Below are 17,215 nucleotides of genomic sequence, written 5' to 3'. Positions count from 1 at the left end.
TTTGTTAAAACCAAAAAGTTATGTCACTGAATTTATGTGATCTTGTTTGAGTATTTATATGTTGGTGCATGCAAATAAAAACAATCCATTGGTTATGCGAGGTTTCTCACAGAACGCACCAATATGGAACATTACACTGCACCCACTTAATGCAAACATAGTTTAAAAAATAACCACTTATAGGTTATCTAAACTACCCGTTATCAAAACGCTGCCTGCATTAACACCGAATAATGGTCCCTCTGACCTGTGGCCGTACAGCGAACGCCCTACACCAATAATGATTTTCTGGCGGCCACTTATTTCTGTACCTCTGTTACTCATCTTTACTACCCACTCTATTAGCTTCGAATACTTCATCAGCACTATCTATTAACTGTAGTCTTGGCGTTTGTAGTACTACACAAGAGAGTAATTTTGCCTGTTGAGCGAGTTCGTCATTCCAAGCAGGCCAAATTCGAGCGATGTACGCATTGTTCCCTTCACCAGAAGTGGCAAATCCGTCGTTAAAACACTCAGCCATTTTTTTCAAAGATTTCTCATCATCTTCAACCCATTTTCCGCGGCTAAACCCAGCTTCAATACAAGCTAACGCTGTTTTCGGGAAATAAGCGAGCGGTGATGTCATTCCTTGATAGAAAAGACGAATCAGTTCATCCAACAGCTCTTTAGCAAGCTCTCGGCTTTCTACTGGTGGCAAGATTTGATGAAGCACACCCTCTTTACGGTCATAGCCCACCAAATGAGTTTTGCTGACAAAGCCCATCGCAGCGTGACAGAGATGATCTATCCATGCTGCCAGCAAATCTTGCGAGCGAATTGAACCACTGCGATAACGCACTAGTCCTGATTGGAAGCGTTTGGTTAACCAGCCATTCAACTGAACAGGTTTAAACTCTCCAAGCACATGGCTGGTGATGTTCACTTCACAATCTTCTAGCGGTGATTGACAGAGAAAGTGAATTTTCTCTAACACTTCTTCGGTTTGAACTCGGTTGACTTCAAACTCTAATTCACCAAAAGCGCCAACAGGCAGTTTGCCCTGAGCTCGTTGCTGCTGGATGAAGTGATGTAATGTGGCTTCTCTATCGCTTGTCGCATCTACGCTAAGTAACAGATCAAGCAAATTATCACGCAGTTGGTAGCTATTCAGACCATCCAGTGCGAACGGCTCATCATCTTCCATCACCGCTAAAGGCGGTTCGAAAACAACTTTTAAGCGACGGTTGAAAAAGTACTGAACAGGTAGTCGCCAAAAACGCTGTAACTCAACCAAATCCAGCTCTAACGGATAAGTCGCATCCAGCAAGTAATCATCCAATGGCAGATTAAACTCGCCAGCAGGAGTACCTTGACGCTGCACCGCAGGCAGCCACTCTTTTGCGTAGCTTCCTGCTTCACTTAAAAATGTTTGTGGACTGAATGGCACCATAGTGTGAACAGTGGAAATCTTATCCACTAGCTTTTTGCCTGAGTCATCACTTGGCAGAGATTCATCGCCAGATAAACAGTAGTTCTGCTGACAATATTCAAGTAGTTCACTCACCAACACCGATGGAACACGCTCGGTATTGTCTTGAATGGAACGTCCGACGTAGCTGATATATAGGCTTTGCTGCGCAGAGAGCATCGCTTCTAAGAACAGGTATCTATCATCATCACGGCGTGAGCGATCGCCTCTTCGAGTTCGACCATTCATTAAATCAAAGCCTTCCGGCGGCATAGAACGAGGGTAAACACCATCATTCATTCCCAATAAACAAACCGCTTTGAAGGGAATCGAGCGCATTGGCATCAGAGTACAGAAGTTCACTTGCCCGGCTAAAAAACGCTGACTCACTCGTGTACCCGACAGCTTGTTATTGAGGTATTCGCTGATGATCGCTGGCGCGATATCTTCGCAATAACCTGCATCAACCAACTGTTCTTTTAATGAAACTAGCGTATCGCGAATGGATTTCAGCGCCATTTCACCATCAAGATCGACAGCGAAGAAATCATCAAGCAAGTTGTTCAATACTTCCCGCCAGTCATCTATCGACTGGGTTTGAGTCAGTAAGGTTCGGTAACGGCTTACGGTTTCAATAAAGTGCGCTAATTTGCCAGCAAGTTCAGCGCTCATCCCCTGAACTTCGTTATAAGGCGCATACACATTGTCGCCATGTTCAAACAGGCTGGTTGATGTTGGCATCGCGTAGCCAAGCAACATACGAGAAAGTCCAAACTGCCAAGTATTTTGTTCTGTGTCTGGCAGCTCAAATTCTTGAGCAGTAGTGCGGTCCAATCCCCAGCGAATACCTGACTCTTCAACCCAACATTTTGCCAATTCGAATTCGCTTTCATCCAACGCAAAACGACTCATCATCGCTGGCGTCTCTAACAGCTCTAACAGCTCAGATGCCAAACAGCGAGAATGCGGCAAATTCACCAACTGGATGAAAGCATTTAAGATAGGACTCTCTTGATTGGCTGTTCGGTCTGAAATCGAATACGGGATAAAACGTTCACCGGGCGCATTACCAAACACCGCCTGAATATAGGGGCTGTAAGCATTGATATCCGCCACCATCACAATCACATCTCGCGGTTTCAGTGCCGGCTCACGGTCAAACATGGCTAACAGTTCATCATGCAGCACTTCCACTTCGCGCATCGGGCTGTGGCAAGCATGAATAGTTAAGGAGCTATCTTGAGCGTTGATGGCTGGTTTATGAGTACTGCTTTCGAGGATGTGATCATCTTGATGCTCTTCAAGATGCAAAATGTCCGCTTGTAACTGTTGAAGTAAGGTTTCTCTAGCAATATCGATAAACAGCTCGTGCTCTTCATTATCATCTTGTGCCAGCAAATAGAGGTTATCTCTCCCCAATTTGCCCATCGATGCCAACAAGCTGTTACCTACCGCATTGCTGATATGCATTTCATCTTCGGCAATATTACTTTCAATGTCACCTTTGAGCGGTGATATTTCACCCGTCACTGAGAGAGTTTGTCCACTTAATGCCAGTTGTTTACGACGCTGGTTTTCGATTCGAGCCAGATACTTACGATCTCGAATATCTCCCCAGTAATGCTGACAAGGGTTAGTGAACATCAGATGCACATCAATGTGTTGTCCTAATGCTTTTAATGCGTCCATATAACGTGGAGGCAAAGAGGAAATGCCAAAGATAAACAGTCGTTTCGGCAGTTTTTCAAGTGGCACATACCCACTCGCTAGCATTTCAATAAAACGCTGATATAAATTGGCTCGGTGATAATGGGATTGCTGCTGTTGAATCACCGTGTAATCGTAAAGTTGCTTCCACAAAATAGGTTGCCACGGGTGCTCGTCACCGATTTCCTCAACCGCGTTGCCATTTTCCCAAGCTTCAATCCAGTCTGGTCTATACACCAGATAGCCATCAAAAATATCTGCGATTTTATCCGCGAGTTGATAAAGCTTAGACTGGTCTACATCGTCTTTGAGGTAACTTTTTAGCGCAGAGAACGCTTCTAACTCCAACTGAGTCGGAAGCACTTCCATTAACTTCCACGTCATTGCCTCTTTGTTAAAGGCACTGCGTTTGGGAACGTCTGGCAGAACATGAGTGAACATTTCCCAAATAAAAGTCGCTGGCAGTGGAAAATCGATGTTGGCTGCGATTCCCAGCTCTTCTGCCAACGCCATTTTCAACCACTGTGACATACCCGGGCTTTGAACCAAGATTTGCTCTTTTTCAAAGGGATTTTCCAGCGGTGCGGCTTTGATTAGATGCACCAGCAAGATTTTTAAGGTATCGACTTTATTGGAATGGTAAACAGTAAACACAATTCACTCATGAAGTTCTCAGCTATGTTGCTGTTGAGATTAGCATAAGTGTTCTTTAGTCATTAGCAATTTGCTCGATACGAGATGCAAAAGGTTAACTATTCCTCACTTACTCTTTACCTTGCTATATGTTTATCAGTAACGTAAATATATTCACCAGTGTTCAATAATTCTAAACATCGTAATGAGCAATATTTCTCTTAAACAACTGAAAGTGTTTACGACCATCACCCAGCACAAAACCTTAACTACAGCCGCCGAAGCACTGTTTTTGTCAAAAGCAGCTGTAAGTATGGCGCTGTCAGAGCTGGAAAAGCATATTGGTCATGCGCTGTTTGACCGTGTGAATAACCGCCTAGTTCTCAATCAAGAAGGACAAAAACTGCTACCGCTTGCTGATGAACTGCTCAGTCGTTCTAACGCCATCGATCAGCTCTTCGATGAAGACAACTCTTTATCAGGGCAACTGCGTATTGGCGCCAGTGACACCATTGGAAATCAGGTTGCGCCTTACTTACTCAGTCAGTTTCGCAACACCTATCAACACCAACAGCAGAGTCTGTTTATTTCCAACTCTGCACTGATATGCGAAAAATTGGTCGACTATGAACTGGATATCGCGCTGATTGAAGGTAAAACCCTTCACCCTCAATTGATTTCTACTCAGTTCAGCCAAGATGAAATGTGTATTGTCTGTTCCCCTTCACACCCACTAGCACAGCAAGAAAAAGTGACATTGCGAGATTTTGAACAGAGCGAATGGATGTTACGCGAGGCGGGATCTGGCTCTAGAGAGTTCTTTTTAAGAGCAGTAGCACCACGCATTGAACACTGGCATGAGGCTTTTCAGTTAAATACCACTGAAGCCATTATCAACTGTGTATCAGCTGGATTGGGCTTTGGTTGTTTATCTAAATTGGCGGCGCAATCCGCGGTTAATGATGGTCGAATTAAGATACTCAATGTCCCTCTAGATATGAAACGACGCTTTTGGCTGTTGGTACACAAAGAGAAATATCAAAGTCCGTTGCTCAAACACTTCATAGAATTCTGTCACCAATGGCATCAGAAAGCGGACAAAGAAAATGAGAGCTTATAGACAGATTGACAGGTATATCAGCTTTATAGTCTTCATCTAGACATTTAGCGAATAACCCTGTATAAACACACAGTAATTCAAAAGCAATTTAGAGGATGGACCATGGCTGTCATCGTTAAGTACGTGGTGGAACGCAACGGAGAAGAGAAAATGACTTTTACCTCGAAAGCCGAAGCTGACGCTTATGACAAAATGCTGGATATCGCGGACGAGCTGTTCGAACTGATCGGTAAGAGTGAGCTGATTGAAGATGAAGCGAAAACTGAAGAGCTAGCGATGTTCTTAGCTCAGAACAAAGAAGATCTTCTTGTCGCTTTAGGTGCGAAGCGTAAACCTACGCCACCAGCAAAGAAACCAAAAGCAGTAAAGACTGAAGAAGCCGTTGACGACGCTGCGTAAACTTTGACTATAAGTTCAAGTTAATGCCTTTGGTGATTGAGCTTTACTAGTTATTGAACTTTGTTAGTTATAGAGTTTTGTTCGAAGAACCGCTGCTTAGACAGCGGTTTTTTATATTGTTTATTCCCTATTCCATCCAGAGAGATGTATCGTTAAAAAGACAAAAGGTATCGTTCTACGGACTTATTCCTTTTTTGCTCTTTTATCAGTGAAAAAGTCTCTTTATGATGACCATCAGATTATTAATGCAGCGGCTTAGCTCAACAAGTTGCCTGCTATACCCTATTCAACATAATACGGAGAGCAAACATGGCGCATTTTGCACTTGGTTTCGGTACGGCGACTAAAAACCGTGATGGAAAAATTATCGAAGCATACTTCCCTGCACCAGTTCTAAATCCAAGCGACGCTTTAGTTGCTGACGTAGCAGCTATTGCTGGTTACACAGATGGCAATCAAGCTATCGAAATCTCTGCTGAGCAAAGCGCGAAGCTAGCAAAAGCGTTTACTGATAATGGTCAAGCTGTTAACGCTTCATTTGCAGAAAAAGCAGCAAGCTCTACTCAACCACTCGTGCTTGTTGTTTTAGCTGCAGACGAGAAACCTCAATCTGTATCTGAAGGCTTCCTGAAACTACAACTTATTTCAAACCGCCTAGTGAAGCCACACGGCACAGTGCTTGATGGTATTTTCGGTCTACTGCACAACATCGCTTGGACAAACGAAGGTCCAATCGATCTACCTGAACTGACAGAGCGTCAAATTGAAGCACGCCTAGCAGGTCGCCCTCTGACTGTCGATTGCGTAGACAAATTCCCTAAAATGGTGGATTACGTGGTTCCAGCAGGTATCCGTATCGCTGATACTTCTCGCGTACGTCTTGGCGCTCATGTGGGCGAAGGCACAACAGTAATGCATGAAGGTTTCATCAACTTCAACGCAGGTACAACGGGCGTGAGCATGGTTGAAGGTCGAATCTCTGCTGGTGTACTAGTCGGTAACGGCTCAGACATCGGTGGTGGTGCATCTATCATGGGTACACTGTCTGGTGGCGGTACTGTTGTTGTTTCTATTGGTGAAAACTCACTACTAGGTGCAAACTCAGGTCTTGGCTTCCCTCTAGGCGACCGTTGTACTGTTGAGTCAGGTCTTTACGTAACAGCGGGTACTAAAGTACGTATGCTGGATAAAGACGGCAACGAAGTAGAAATCGTAAAAGCGCGTGATTTAGCAGGCGTATCGGATCTTCTATTCCGTCGTAACTCTCAAACTGGTCAAGTTGAGTGTCTAGCTAACAAGTCTGCTGTTGAACTGAACAGCGAGCTTCACAGCAATAACTAATCTGTTGCTCTGAGATCGAAAAAGGCGCATTAAGCGCCTTTTTTATTTCTGTCTGATTTTAGACCGAAAACGGATACTGGATTGGGTCATGGAATTCGTAACCCGTGACTTCGAAATCATCCATAGTTACCCATGTTTCCAAATCTTCCAGTGACTTAATCTCTGGGTTGATATGGAATTGAGGCGCAGCAAGCGGCTCACGTTTTAGTTGCACGTCACGCATCAACTCTAATTGGTCTTCATAGATGTGCGCATTCACAATCTTGTGAAATGCTTGCCCCGGTTTTTTACCTGTGATTTGAGCCATAATAGCCAGAAAAACATAGACTTGAACCATGTTGAAATTCAGACCAAGTGGGACATCGCATGAACGCTGTGTGCTGTTCAAATAAAGAGTATCACCCAGTAGTGAAAAGTGATGACTGTACATGCATGGACGTAAACAGCCCATATGGAACTCACCTGGGTTATAGAAATTGAGAATTTCACCACGGTCGTCTACACCACGCGTCAAATCATCAATAATTTTCTTTAGCTGATCGATATGACCGCCATCCGGTTTAGCCCAAGCTCGACCTTGAACGCCATATACACGCCCCATGTCGTCCTCTCCTTTACGGTAAGGATTATTGAGCCAAGCTTCGTTGAGGTTTGCGTTCGCATCCCAAGTTTTTGTACCCAGTTTGCGGAAATCTTCCGCGTTATCGTACCCGCGAATATAACCGAGCAGTTCTGCTACCGCAGCTTTCCAAAAACTCTTACGAGTAGTAACGAGTGGGAACTGATTGTTGGCAACATCATAAGTTAAGTCAGCGTTAATAACGGTAAGACAACGTTTACCAGTGCGCTCGTTTTCAATCCAAACGCCTTCATCAACGATTCTCTGGCAGAGATCCAAATACTGTTTCACAAGATACCCTTACTTAGTTGCAACTTACTTACTTTTAATCGATTTAGTGTTTACGTTGTCTTTGTACAAACCACGCTTGTACGCCCACACCATCATCAACACACCTAGAACTATCATCGGCAGTGATAACAGTTGCCCCATAGACGCGATACCGCCAAGAAGAAGACCAAGCTGTGCATCAGGTTCGCGAACATATTCGACAAGGAAACGGAATGTACCATATCCTGCTAGGAATAGCCCTGATACCGAGCCAAGAGGACGAGGCTTTTTGATAAACCAGTTGAGAATAAAGAATAGAACCACACCTTCAAGAGCCATCTCATAAAGCTGTGATGGATGACGCGGCAGTGGTCCGCCATTTGGGAAAACAAACGCCCAAGGCACATCGGTTACACGTCCCCAGAGTTCGCTGTTCATAAAGTTACCCAAACGTCCCATACCTAAACCAAAAGGCACAAGAGGAGCAACAAAGTCCGCGACGCCAAAGAATGTGCGACCATTCTTTCTCGCATACCAAATCATCGCAGAGATAACACCTAACAAGCCACCATGGAATGACATCCCACCAGTCCAGACTTTAAATAGGTACAATGGATCAGCTAGGAACATGTCGAAGTTATAGAACACCACGTAGCCAACACGTCCACCAATCACTACACCTAAGAAACCGGCAAATAATAAATCGGAGACCTGTTCACGAGTCCAAGCTCCTTCTGATTTATCTGCACGACGATTAGCAAGCCACATAGCAAATAAGAAACCGACCAGATACATCATTCCGTACCAACGCACAGAAATCGGGCCTATAGCTATCAGAACGGGGTCAATATTAGGAAATGGGAGATAACCCTGAGACATAAATTACGTTCTCTTCTACTTAATGAAAAAGGAATTACTGAACCAACATGGTTACAGCAACAAAGATAAGAAATACAGCAAAAATTCGTTTCAAAGATGCAGTAGGAAGCTGCGTCGACAACTTGGCACCAACGCGCGTTGTCATCATTGAAGTCGCCGCTATAGCCACTAATGCAGGTAGATAAACATAGCCCCAACTGTATTGAGGTAAGTCTGCCACCTGATATCCACTAACAACAAAACCAAGCATCCCAGAGACGGCAATGCCAAAACCACAGACGGCAGAAGACCCAACAGCTTTGCGCATTTCAACTCCATGTCTATTCAAAAATGGAACCGAAAGCGAGCCACCACCGACACCAACTAGGCTTGAGATAATGCCTATTCCGCCACCACACAACACGGTAATCATTGCATTTGGCATCGGATGATGTGAAACAACCTTAATTGAACGAAACATCTGCCAACCAAGCATCATGACAATAATGCTAAATACTTTGGGTAAATATTGATGTGGAATCCAGTCAGCCACTGTGGCACCAAAATAACCACCAATCAGAACGCCAGGCATTAGCCATTTAACAGCAAACATATCTACATTGCCGAGTTTTAAATGACTTAACGCAGAAGAAAATGAAGTGAGGATGATGGTCGCTAATGAAGTCGCGAGTGCCATGTGCATGAGAATTTCATTCGATATCCCAGCATAAGGCAACAAAAAAACCAAAGCCGGTACAACGACTAAACCGCCGCCAATCCCAAGTAGACCAGCAAGCACGCCAACAACAGACCCTAATAACAAAAATAGAGCCAGTAATTCGAAATTCACATCTAATTCCTATTTTTTGCCAGCGCGGACAAAACCTGCAAGCCCATTTTCTTCAAAATAACCTAGCATCATATTGTAAATATCTTTGCCATAAGGCTGCATCAATGCTTTGTCAGCAAGTGCTGTTAATTGTGACATTTTTGCATGGCGCACTAGGTACTTTACTTTAGCGACGTTAGACGTGTTCATGCTAAGTGCTGTGTATCCCAAGCCGATAAGTAACAGCGAACCAATTGGATCACCCGCTAACTCACCGCAGACACAAACAGGAATATTGTGAGTAGCACAAGTTTGCTGTATCTGTTTCAACGCCATCACAACTGCTGGATGCATCGATTCATAGACATCAGCAACTCGGGAATTGTTCCGGTCTACCGCTAACAAATATTGGGTTAAGTCATTGGTACCAACAGAAACAAAATCGATTTTATCCGCGATAAGTGGCAGCAAGTAAAGCATGGATGGGACTTCAACCATGATGCCAATTTCTGGCATTACTAGACTCGGATCCAGCTTTATTGCTTCTTTGTACGCTTGATGAATCAACTTAAGTGCATCATCCAGCTCTCTTGTACCGGAGATCATAGGTAGAAGAATACTGAGGTTATTGTGCGCTTTGCTAGCGCGCATCATGGCTCTTAGTTGGATAAGGAAAATATCTGGGTGATCAAGGGTAAAACGAATACCTCGCCAGCCTAAGAATGGGTTGTCTTCTTCTATCGGCAAATATGGCAAAGGCTTGTCGCCACCGATGTCCAACGTGCGCATAACAACGCGTTTATCTGGATAAGCATTGAGAACGCTGCTGTACTGCTGAATTTGCTCTTCTTCCGATGGAAAGCGATGCTGCAACAAAAATGAGAATTCGGTTCGGTACAGACCAACACCGTCAACACCCTGATTGATAGCGATGTTGGTATCGGCACTGAGACCAGAGTTCAACATCAATTCAATATGAGAGCCATCTTGGGTGATTGCAGGCTGTGCAATCGACTCATTCACCATCTTCGACAGCTCACTCTCTTCATTCGCCAACGCGCGGTACTCAGAGAGAATGGACTTCGCTGGTGAAATAAAGACCTTGCCACTGTAACCATCAACGATACCGGTTTTTCCGTTGATATCCTTGAGGTTTATAGAAACCCCCATTACCGCGGGAATCCCTAATGCTCGAGACAAAATAGCCGCGTGCGAGTTAGCTGCCCCTTCAATAGAAACAACGGCGAGTAGCTTATCTTTCGGCAATGCTGCGAGAATGGTGGCAGTCAGCTCTCGAACCACCAAGATGATCGGTTCTTCTAGCTGATGCTGCTCTTGCTCTGTATTGTGCAAGAAGAATAATAAACGTTGCCCGAGCTCGCGAATGTCTTGTGCACGTTCACGAAGATACACATCGGACATACGTGCGAATCGATTCGAATAACTTTCGACGACTTGGCGTAATGCCCAATCCGCTCTGTCACCTTTTTGGATCTGTGCTTTCAAATCTTTACGCAGCATAGGATCATTCAAAAGGTGGGTAAACAGGTCGAAGATCGCCAAAGCTTCTTTATTGATATCACTGTCGAGCTTTTTGCGCATTTTGCGAAAATCACTCAAAGCGCTCTCAATCGCAAGAGCTAACCACTCTTGTTCACGGTCGATATCTAACGTTGATGCTGGATACACTTCCGAAAGCTGAGGCTGAGTGTCATCCCACCAGAACTCACCGATCGCAACCCCAGATGAAGCACCAACACCGGTGATGGAGTGTTGCTTCTTCTTGTTAAGTAACCATTGTCCTTGGGTTTGAGCATGGGCGACAATAACCGCGAGCTGTGCAGCCAATGTAACAAGGAAAGAGACTTCCATTTCACTGAATGAACGCGGAGTCTTCTGCTGAACAACCAGAACACCAAGGACTTGTTTACGGTAAATAATAGGAGTGCCAAGGAAAGAGTGGTAAACCTCCTCCCCCAGTTGTTTGAAGTATTTGAAATTTGGGTGTTTAGACGCTTCTGCTAAGTTAATCGGCTCTGCTGAACGTTTGACTAATCCCACTAGACCTTCTTCAAAGCCGATGTGAATCTTATCGCCTTTGAATTTCAGACCTTGGGTTGCCATCAGTTCTAAACGTTGCATTTCCTCGTTAGCAAGATAGACAGTGCAGCACTCTGTTGCCATAGCGCTGCACGTTTGCTTTACAAAGATATCTAACGCCTGATTGACGTTCTCTACCTTTGAAACCTGTTCAACTATCTCCCTTAGCTGAGAAAGCATGTCTATCCTCTTTTAATTTTGCGTTTACCTTTAACTTTCCGCTCTTTAAACGGCATCGCTAATGAAGCAAATTCCTTCATTGCACGACGATATACATCACGCTTAAAAGACACCACTTGTCTCACTGGATACCAGTAACTCACCCAGCGCCAACCATCAAATTCAGGGGAACAGCCACGTTGCATGTTAATCTTCGATTCATCACTTTCCAAACGTAGCAAGAACCATTTCTGTTTTTGTCCAATACAGACAGGTTGAGAATCCCAACGAACCAAACGCTTTGGTAATTTATATCTTAACCAATGACGGCTTGTCGCAATGATTTTCACATCTTTCTTTGTTAACCCAACCTCTTCGTAAAGCTCTCTAAACAAAGCTTGTTCAGGAGTCTCACCTTCATCGATTCCCCCTTGAGGGAATTGCCATGAATGTTGTCCGTATCGTTTCGCCCAGAATACCTGACCATGGTTGTTACAAATCACAATACCTACATTGAGTCGGTAACCATCGCCATCTATCACTGGCAAACCTCTAGTAAAATCTGTAATTGTTCTGATTTTTCCACATATCCCCAATATGAGCAAACTTACTAGTGTGATTCACACGAGATTTATCGTCGACAACCCCTCAATAGGATAGTTTTTAATCGAAAATTAAGTTATCAACAAAAGAGTGGGAGCTAGAACACATTTATTCACGATTTCTGTGAATAACCATGTGAAGAAGACTATGAACTGTGTAAAAAAAGCATAAGCCTAATAAACACCTTAAATGACAACAATATCAAAAATGACAATTTATTCTTAATAAACATTAAGTTAAATTTATTTTTTAGATTCAAACTAAAATCGAGCCACAATTCCATTTTTAGATCACTTAGACAGGTTAAAGATCAACCAATCTAACTGTTATCCACACAGGCAAAAAAAAATAGCTGAAAATTCCACCAACATAGTGGTAAATGACTGTACAAACCCCTGTTTATTCATACATGAATGTACTATTTCATCTCTTTTAATGTATTTTTTGTGGATAAGTTGAGAAAAGATCATTATTTACTCACTATGTTCATTGTTCCAGCAAGATCCTTTATCACGCTATTTTTGCTACAATCGCCGTTTTAATTCTCAAGATAGGTTATTCAAACTCAAGCAATGAAACCAGAACCGCAAAGCGAACAAGAGCTAATAGACAGAGCTTGGCAAATAGCAGGAATGAGCTATCAACAGCTCGCTGAAGAAGCCAATATGATCGTTCCGCCAGATCTTAAGAAAGACAAAGGTTGGGTTGGACAGCTTTTAGAATGGCATCTGGGCGCAAAAGCTGGAAGTAAACCTCAGCAGGATTTTGAAAACCTTGGTATTGAATTAAAAAGTATTCCTATCAGCTACAGCGGTAAACCTTTAGAAACAACATTCGTTTGTGTCGCTCCTTTAACCGGAGTTCATGGTCTAACTTGGGAAACAAGCCATGTGCGAAATAAATTGTCTCGCGTACTTTGGATCCCCGTTGAAGGTGAACGTGAAATTCCATTAGCTGAGCGGCGAGTAGGCTCCCCTTTGATTTGGAGTCCTTCTCAGGAAGAAGAAGAACAACTTAAAGCAGATTGGGAAGAGTTAATGGAGTTCATTGTTTTGGGGAATGTTTCCCAAATAACAGCTAAGCATGGCGAAGTACTTCAATTGCGTCCGAAGGCGGCGAACGGCAGAGTATTAACGGAAGCTTACGGTGCAAATGGAAAACCAATCCGCACTCTTCCTCGCGGCTTCTACCTAAGAACTCAATTCACCGCCAATATCCTGCAAAACCATTACGCTTGATTACCACACGCACTCAAGCAACTTGGAGTGTAGGTAAACCGCAAGTGAACCAATTCTTACGAGTATGGATAATCTTTGAAATAAATAATAACGAACGTAGCAAATGACGCTGCAACCTCAAAAAGAAAGAGCATAGCGCTACTGATTGATCTTCAAGATCTGTTTCCATTTATTCACTAACGTGCAGTTTATGACCATAGAATAGATCGCTCTCACTTACCCAATTGAGTATGTGATAAATAAAATTCATTTCCGTTTCCACGCAAAATTCGCTTATAGTAAAAATCATCTTATAAAAAGCTGTTTTAAATTCAGTGCGATATCTAGAACCTAGGTAGTAGAAAGAATGCTGAAACAGTGACACTTAGAGTTAGACAAGGAAGTGCTATGCAATATACCAAACTGCCACACTCAACCTTAGAAGTGAGTAAACTCTGTTTAGGTACGATGACGTTTGGCGAACAAAATACTCAAGCTGAGGCATTTAGCCAATTGGATTATGCCCTAGAGCGTGGAATTAACTTCGTTGATACCGCGGAAATGTACCCAGTACCTGCAACACTAGAAACACAGGGTAAAACCGAAGAATTCATTGGCAACTGGATTGAGAAATCGGGCAAACGAGAAAAGATCGTTCTTGCCACGAAAGTTTCTGGGCCTAATAGAAACACGCCTATTCGTGAGCATATGGCGCTCGATCATCGAAACATTCATCAAGCCATCGATGATAGTCTTTCTCGCTTAAAAACCGATTACATCGACTTATACCAACTGCACTGGCCTCAACGTCAAACCAATACTTTTGGTCAACTGAACTACCCATATCCAGATACTCAGGAAGAAGTAACTTTGATTGAAAGTCTGGAAGCACTAAATGACTTAGTACGTATGGGGAAAGTCCGTTACATAGGTGTATCGAATGAAACCCCTTGGGGATTAATGACCTATCTCCGTTTGGCAGAGAAACACGATTTACCTCGTATGGTTACCATTCAAAACCCATACAGTTTATTGAACCGAGCATTCGAAGTGGGTTTATCTGAAATTAGCCACTTTGAAGGTGTAAAACTGCTGGCCTACTCGCCATTGGCATTTGGGGCATTGAGCGGAAAATATCTCAACGGTGCACGCCCAGAAGGCGCTCGTTGCAGTCTATTTGAACGTTTCCAACGTTATTTCACCCCTCAAGGTTTAAAAGCAACCGAAGCTTACGTGAATTTGGCTAGAGAATTTGGTTTAGATCCAGCACAAATGGCATTGGCATTTGTTAATCAGCGTCCATTTGTCGCTTCGAGCATTCTCGGAGCGACAAACTTGGAGCAGTTAAAATCAAATATTGATAGTTTGGATATTGAATTGAGCGACGAACTGCTTCTCAAAATTCAAGAAATTGGGACTACCTACTCCAATCCTTGTCCTTAATTGATAACAATCGGGGGCTAGAGCAGCAACTAGCCCCCTTCTATCACGTCGGTATTCGCAAACTCAGTACACGACGAATATGACGAACATGGCGCTCAGCTTTGGCTTCAACTGGGACACTAACACCAATTGGACGACCATCAGCCTGTAGACCAATATCTTTTAAGAGATGGACATTATGGAAAGGTAAATCGTAACGGCTACGACGTACTTTTCGTTTCCATTCTCTCTCTTCACGGCGTAAATCTGCACGAACTAAAAATGTCGCTAATTTAATATAAATTGAATGACTCATGGTATTTCTCCAGTTAATTAAAGTACTTGATTTAACAAGTAGACTGAGAGAAATAGCGACTAAGTGATAAAACTACGACTGGGTAAAATTAGAGTAGGATTACCTCTAAACTTAGCTGCTATTTCTTCCGCAGCCTGATTAGAGGTTACGGATTAACTATATATCTTTGTCTTGTTTGCTGATTTTTCGATCAGACATAGACGCGGTCATATCCGCAGCAATAAAGGCGGAATCGGACACATTAAAGGCGCAAACTGTATGAACAGATACGAAATGTTTCATGATGCGCCTCCAAGCAAAGTAGTTAATCCAAAATTTGTGGTTTGAGTAAGCTAGGCTTACGGTTAAATAGTATGCAACTCAGATTATAATTCAACCCCAAAGCATTAAAAAAAGAAAATAAAACCAATCATCTATTCACAACAAAAATACAACGAACTAGATGAAACATTTCAATAACATTCAATTAATTTGAAGAATAAATAACCAAAACAAAGGCCACCGAATGGTGGCCTATTCTTTACACTATCGTTGCTCGTCTTTTGCTTTGGAATTTAAATGCTCATGTTTAGCATGTCTTCTCAAAACCGAGACAAGTCAGTATCAGTAAGTGCTATCTGTAATTAAGTTGTGCTTGTTAAGCAATCGGTACATGGTTGCACGTGAAACACCCAATTCTTTCGCCGCAACTGAGACCTGACCTGAGTATGATTCCAAGACAAGCAACAATGCATCGCGCTCTGAGCGCTCACGAATACTCTTCAGACTGCGTTTCCCATCACTACGTTTTGGAAGCTCAAGATGAGACTCATCAAGCACAACCGTTTCAGACATCAATACTACGCGCTTAATTTGGTTCATTAGCTCACGAACATTGCCTGGCCAGTGGTAACGAGTTAATGCTCGTGTCGCATCTTCAGAAAAGCTTCTTGCTTGAGCGTTGTACTCTTTCGAATATAGCTGCAAGAAATGACGGGCTAGAATAGCAATATCACCCGCTCGCTCTTTTAGACTTGGTACGTTAATTCGCAACACGTTGATGTAGTGATAGAGCTCTTCATTGAAGTTACCGTCGATCAATGCTTTTTCAATATCCGATGAGTTTGCTGAAAGAATGCGAACGTCAACTTCTTTCACACCATTTGGTGTCTCAACCGTCCCTTCCTGCAAAAAGCGCAATAGATTCAATTGTTGGCTTTTCGGTAATGTAAGGATGTCGTTCAGAAGAACAGTACCGCCGTCAGCCTGCAATAAAATAGGCAGATCACCGCTGTCGTTACCAATACCAAACAGTTCACTCTCAATGCGGCTTTCTGACATTGCTCGACAGTTAACTGACATAAAAGGTTTCTGTGCTCGAGCAGAGGTTTTATGCACTGCTTTGGCAACCGTTTCTTTACCCGTACCGCTCTCACCGTAAATTAGGATACTGACATCCGTTGGACCAATACGTTTAATTTGATCCCGTAGACGCTTAACTGGGATGGAGTCACCAATCAGTCCCATATCGCTATTGGAACCATAATGAGGCCATACTTTTTTCTCTAGCTTCAGCATCCCAAGCTGGTGACCAATGGTACTTAATAGCTGAGCGTCTGGAATTGGCGCAGTGAAGAAGTCGATACAGAAGTTCACAATAAACTGGCAAATAGTATCTGAGCTGAGTTGAGACTCTCGGATGAATGCTAACCAGCGAACTTGCTTATGGTTACTTACCAAGTTTGCTATGCCATTTAAGCTGAACTCATCATGACATAGGTCAACAATACCAATACAAGGCCCTGTTTCAGCAAAAAGCGTATCCGCTTGACGAAGATCGGCACACTGGGTACATCTCCATCCTACTTGCTCTAAAACAGAAAGCCATGGTTCGTATGTGCCACCGACAACTATCAACGACCCCGGTACAGAGTCCATACGGAACTGATTAGCCATGAACTTATCCTTATTATTTAAATTCTTTATGTGCCACTGCTGTTTACGCTCAGGCAACTGACGATACAGTAACGAGACTTAAGACATTAGTCTGTCTCACATATAAGACTAGGTAGGAAATGGAAATATTTCTAATAAAAAACTTTATGTCGATCCAAAAATTCACATAAGAAGTTGATCATTAAAACGAATATGCGATCTGACAAAGCATCATTTCTAGCTTTTAAAATGCGCAGA

The 17,215-nt window shown here is 43.1% G+C and carries 14 protein-coding genes; 5 read left to right on the top strand and 9 right to left on the bottom strand.

Features of this window, described 5'->3' with window-relative positions; translation table 11 throughout:
* Positions 1–316 precede the first annotated feature (316 nt).
* The gene (recC, locus tag ACOSVQ_RS14080) at positions 317–3,811 is read right to left on the bottom strand and encodes an exodeoxyribonuclease V subunit gamma (protein WP_491983164.1); all 3,495 of its coding nucleotides are present in this window, start codon (positions 3,809–3,811) and stop codon (positions 317–319) included.
* Between the two features lie 184 nt (positions 3,812–3,995).
* On the opposite strand from recC, the gene ACOSVQ_RS14075 reads away from it, so the two are divergent.
* The 3 genes from ACOSVQ_RS14075 (at position 3,996) to dapD (ending at position 6,650) form a co-directional block, all read left to right on the top strand.
* A complete protein-coding gene (locus ACOSVQ_RS14075; protein ID WP_491983163.1) occupies positions 3,996–4,910 on the top strand; it encodes a LysR family transcriptional regulator in 915 nt (304 codons plus the stop codon).
* 102 nt (positions 4,911–5,012) lie between these two features.
* Complete coding sequence (locus ACOSVQ_RS14070; RefSeq protein ID WP_491983162.1) at positions 5,013–5,309, top strand: YebG family protein; 297 nt, start codon at positions 5,013–5,015, stop codon at positions 5,307–5,309.
* Between the two features lie 309 nt (positions 5,310–5,618).
* Positions 5,619–6,650: a 2,3,4,5-tetrahydropyridine-2,6-dicarboxylate N-succinyltransferase gene (dapD, locus tag ACOSVQ_RS14065; RefSeq protein ID WP_491983161.1), complete on the top strand. Its 1,032-nt coding sequence runs from the start codon at positions 5,619–5,621 to the stop codon at positions 6,648–6,650.
* A gap of 58 nt (positions 6,651–6,708) precedes the next feature.
* On the opposite strand, the gene ACOSVQ_RS14060 is transcribed toward dapD, so the two are convergent.
* The 5 genes from ACOSVQ_RS14060 to rppH are packed head-to-tail and all read right to left on the bottom strand — an operon-like array spanning position 6,709 to position 12,027.
* The gene (locus tag ACOSVQ_RS14060; protein ID WP_491983160.1) at positions 6,709–7,560 is read right to left on the bottom strand and encodes a thymidylate synthase; all 852 of its coding nucleotides are present in this window, start codon (positions 7,558–7,560) and stop codon (positions 6,709–6,711) included.
* Positions 7,561–7,584: 24 nt separating this feature from the next.
* Positions 7,585–8,418 (bottom strand): prolipoprotein diacylglyceryl transferase, encoded by an 834-nt coding sequence (gene lgt, locus ACOSVQ_RS14055; RefSeq protein ID WP_491983159.1) that lies wholly within the window; start codon positions 8,416–8,418, stop codon positions 7,585–7,587.
* A 34-nt stretch (positions 8,419–8,452) separates the two neighbouring features.
* Positions 8,453–9,247: a sulfite exporter TauE/SafE family protein gene (locus ACOSVQ_RS14050; protein ID WP_491983158.1), complete on the bottom strand. Its 795-nt coding sequence runs from the start codon at positions 9,245–9,247 to the stop codon at positions 8,453–8,455.
* Positions 9,248–9,256: 9 nt separating this feature from the next.
* Positions 9,257–11,506 (bottom strand): phosphoenolpyruvate--protein phosphotransferase, encoded by a 2,250-nt coding sequence (gene ptsP, locus ACOSVQ_RS14045; protein ID WP_491983157.1) that lies wholly within the window; start codon positions 11,504–11,506, stop codon positions 9,257–9,259.
* Between the two features lie 2 nt (positions 11,507–11,508).
* Positions 11,509–12,027, bottom strand: coding sequence for an RNA pyrophosphohydrolase (gene rppH / locus ACOSVQ_RS14040; RefSeq protein ID WP_491983156.1), 519 nt, complete (start codon positions 12,025–12,027; stop codon positions 11,509–11,511).
* 633 nt (positions 12,028–12,660) lie between these two features.
* Between rppH and mutH the strand changes: the two genes are divergently transcribed.
* On the top strand, positions 12,661–13,326 hold the full coding sequence (gene mutH, locus ACOSVQ_RS14035) for a DNA mismatch repair endonuclease MutH (protein WP_491983155.1): 666 nt from the start codon (positions 12,661–12,663) through the stop codon (positions 13,324–13,326).
* A gap of 387 nt (positions 13,327–13,713) precedes the next feature.
* A complete protein-coding gene (locus ACOSVQ_RS14030) occupies positions 13,714–14,748 on the top strand; it encodes an NADP(H)-dependent aldo-keto reductase (RefSeq protein WP_491983154.1) in 1,035 nt (344 codons plus the stop codon).
* A 43-nt stretch (positions 14,749–14,791) separates the two neighbouring features.
* Here the strand turns inward: ACOSVQ_RS14030 and ACOSVQ_RS14025 are convergent, their stop codons facing one another.
* From ACOSVQ_RS14025 to vpsR, 3 genes are all read right to left on the bottom strand, one after another.
* Entirely contained in the window at positions 14,792–15,043 is a 252-nt protein-coding gene (locus ACOSVQ_RS14025) for a DUF1127 domain-containing protein (RefSeq protein ID WP_491983153.1), read from the bottom strand.
* A gap of 156 nt (positions 15,044–15,199) precedes the next feature.
* Positions 15,200–15,325 carry a hypothetical protein gene (locus ACOSVQ_RS14020; protein ID WP_491983152.1) on the bottom strand — a complete coding sequence of 42 codons (126 nt, stop codon included), beginning with the start codon at positions 15,323–15,325 and terminating at the stop codon, positions 15,200–15,202.
* A gap of 321 nt (positions 15,326–15,646) precedes the next feature.
* Entirely contained in the window at positions 15,647–16,978 is a 1,332-nt protein-coding gene (gene vpsR, locus ACOSVQ_RS14015; RefSeq protein ID WP_491983151.1) for a cyclic-di-GMP-binding transcriptional regulator VpsR, read from the bottom strand.
* Positions 16,979–17,215 lie beyond the last annotated feature (237 nt).

Source organism: Vibrio sp. HM8-C, assembly GCF_058630515.1.
This window is presented reverse-complemented; position numbering and strand designations above follow the sequence as displayed.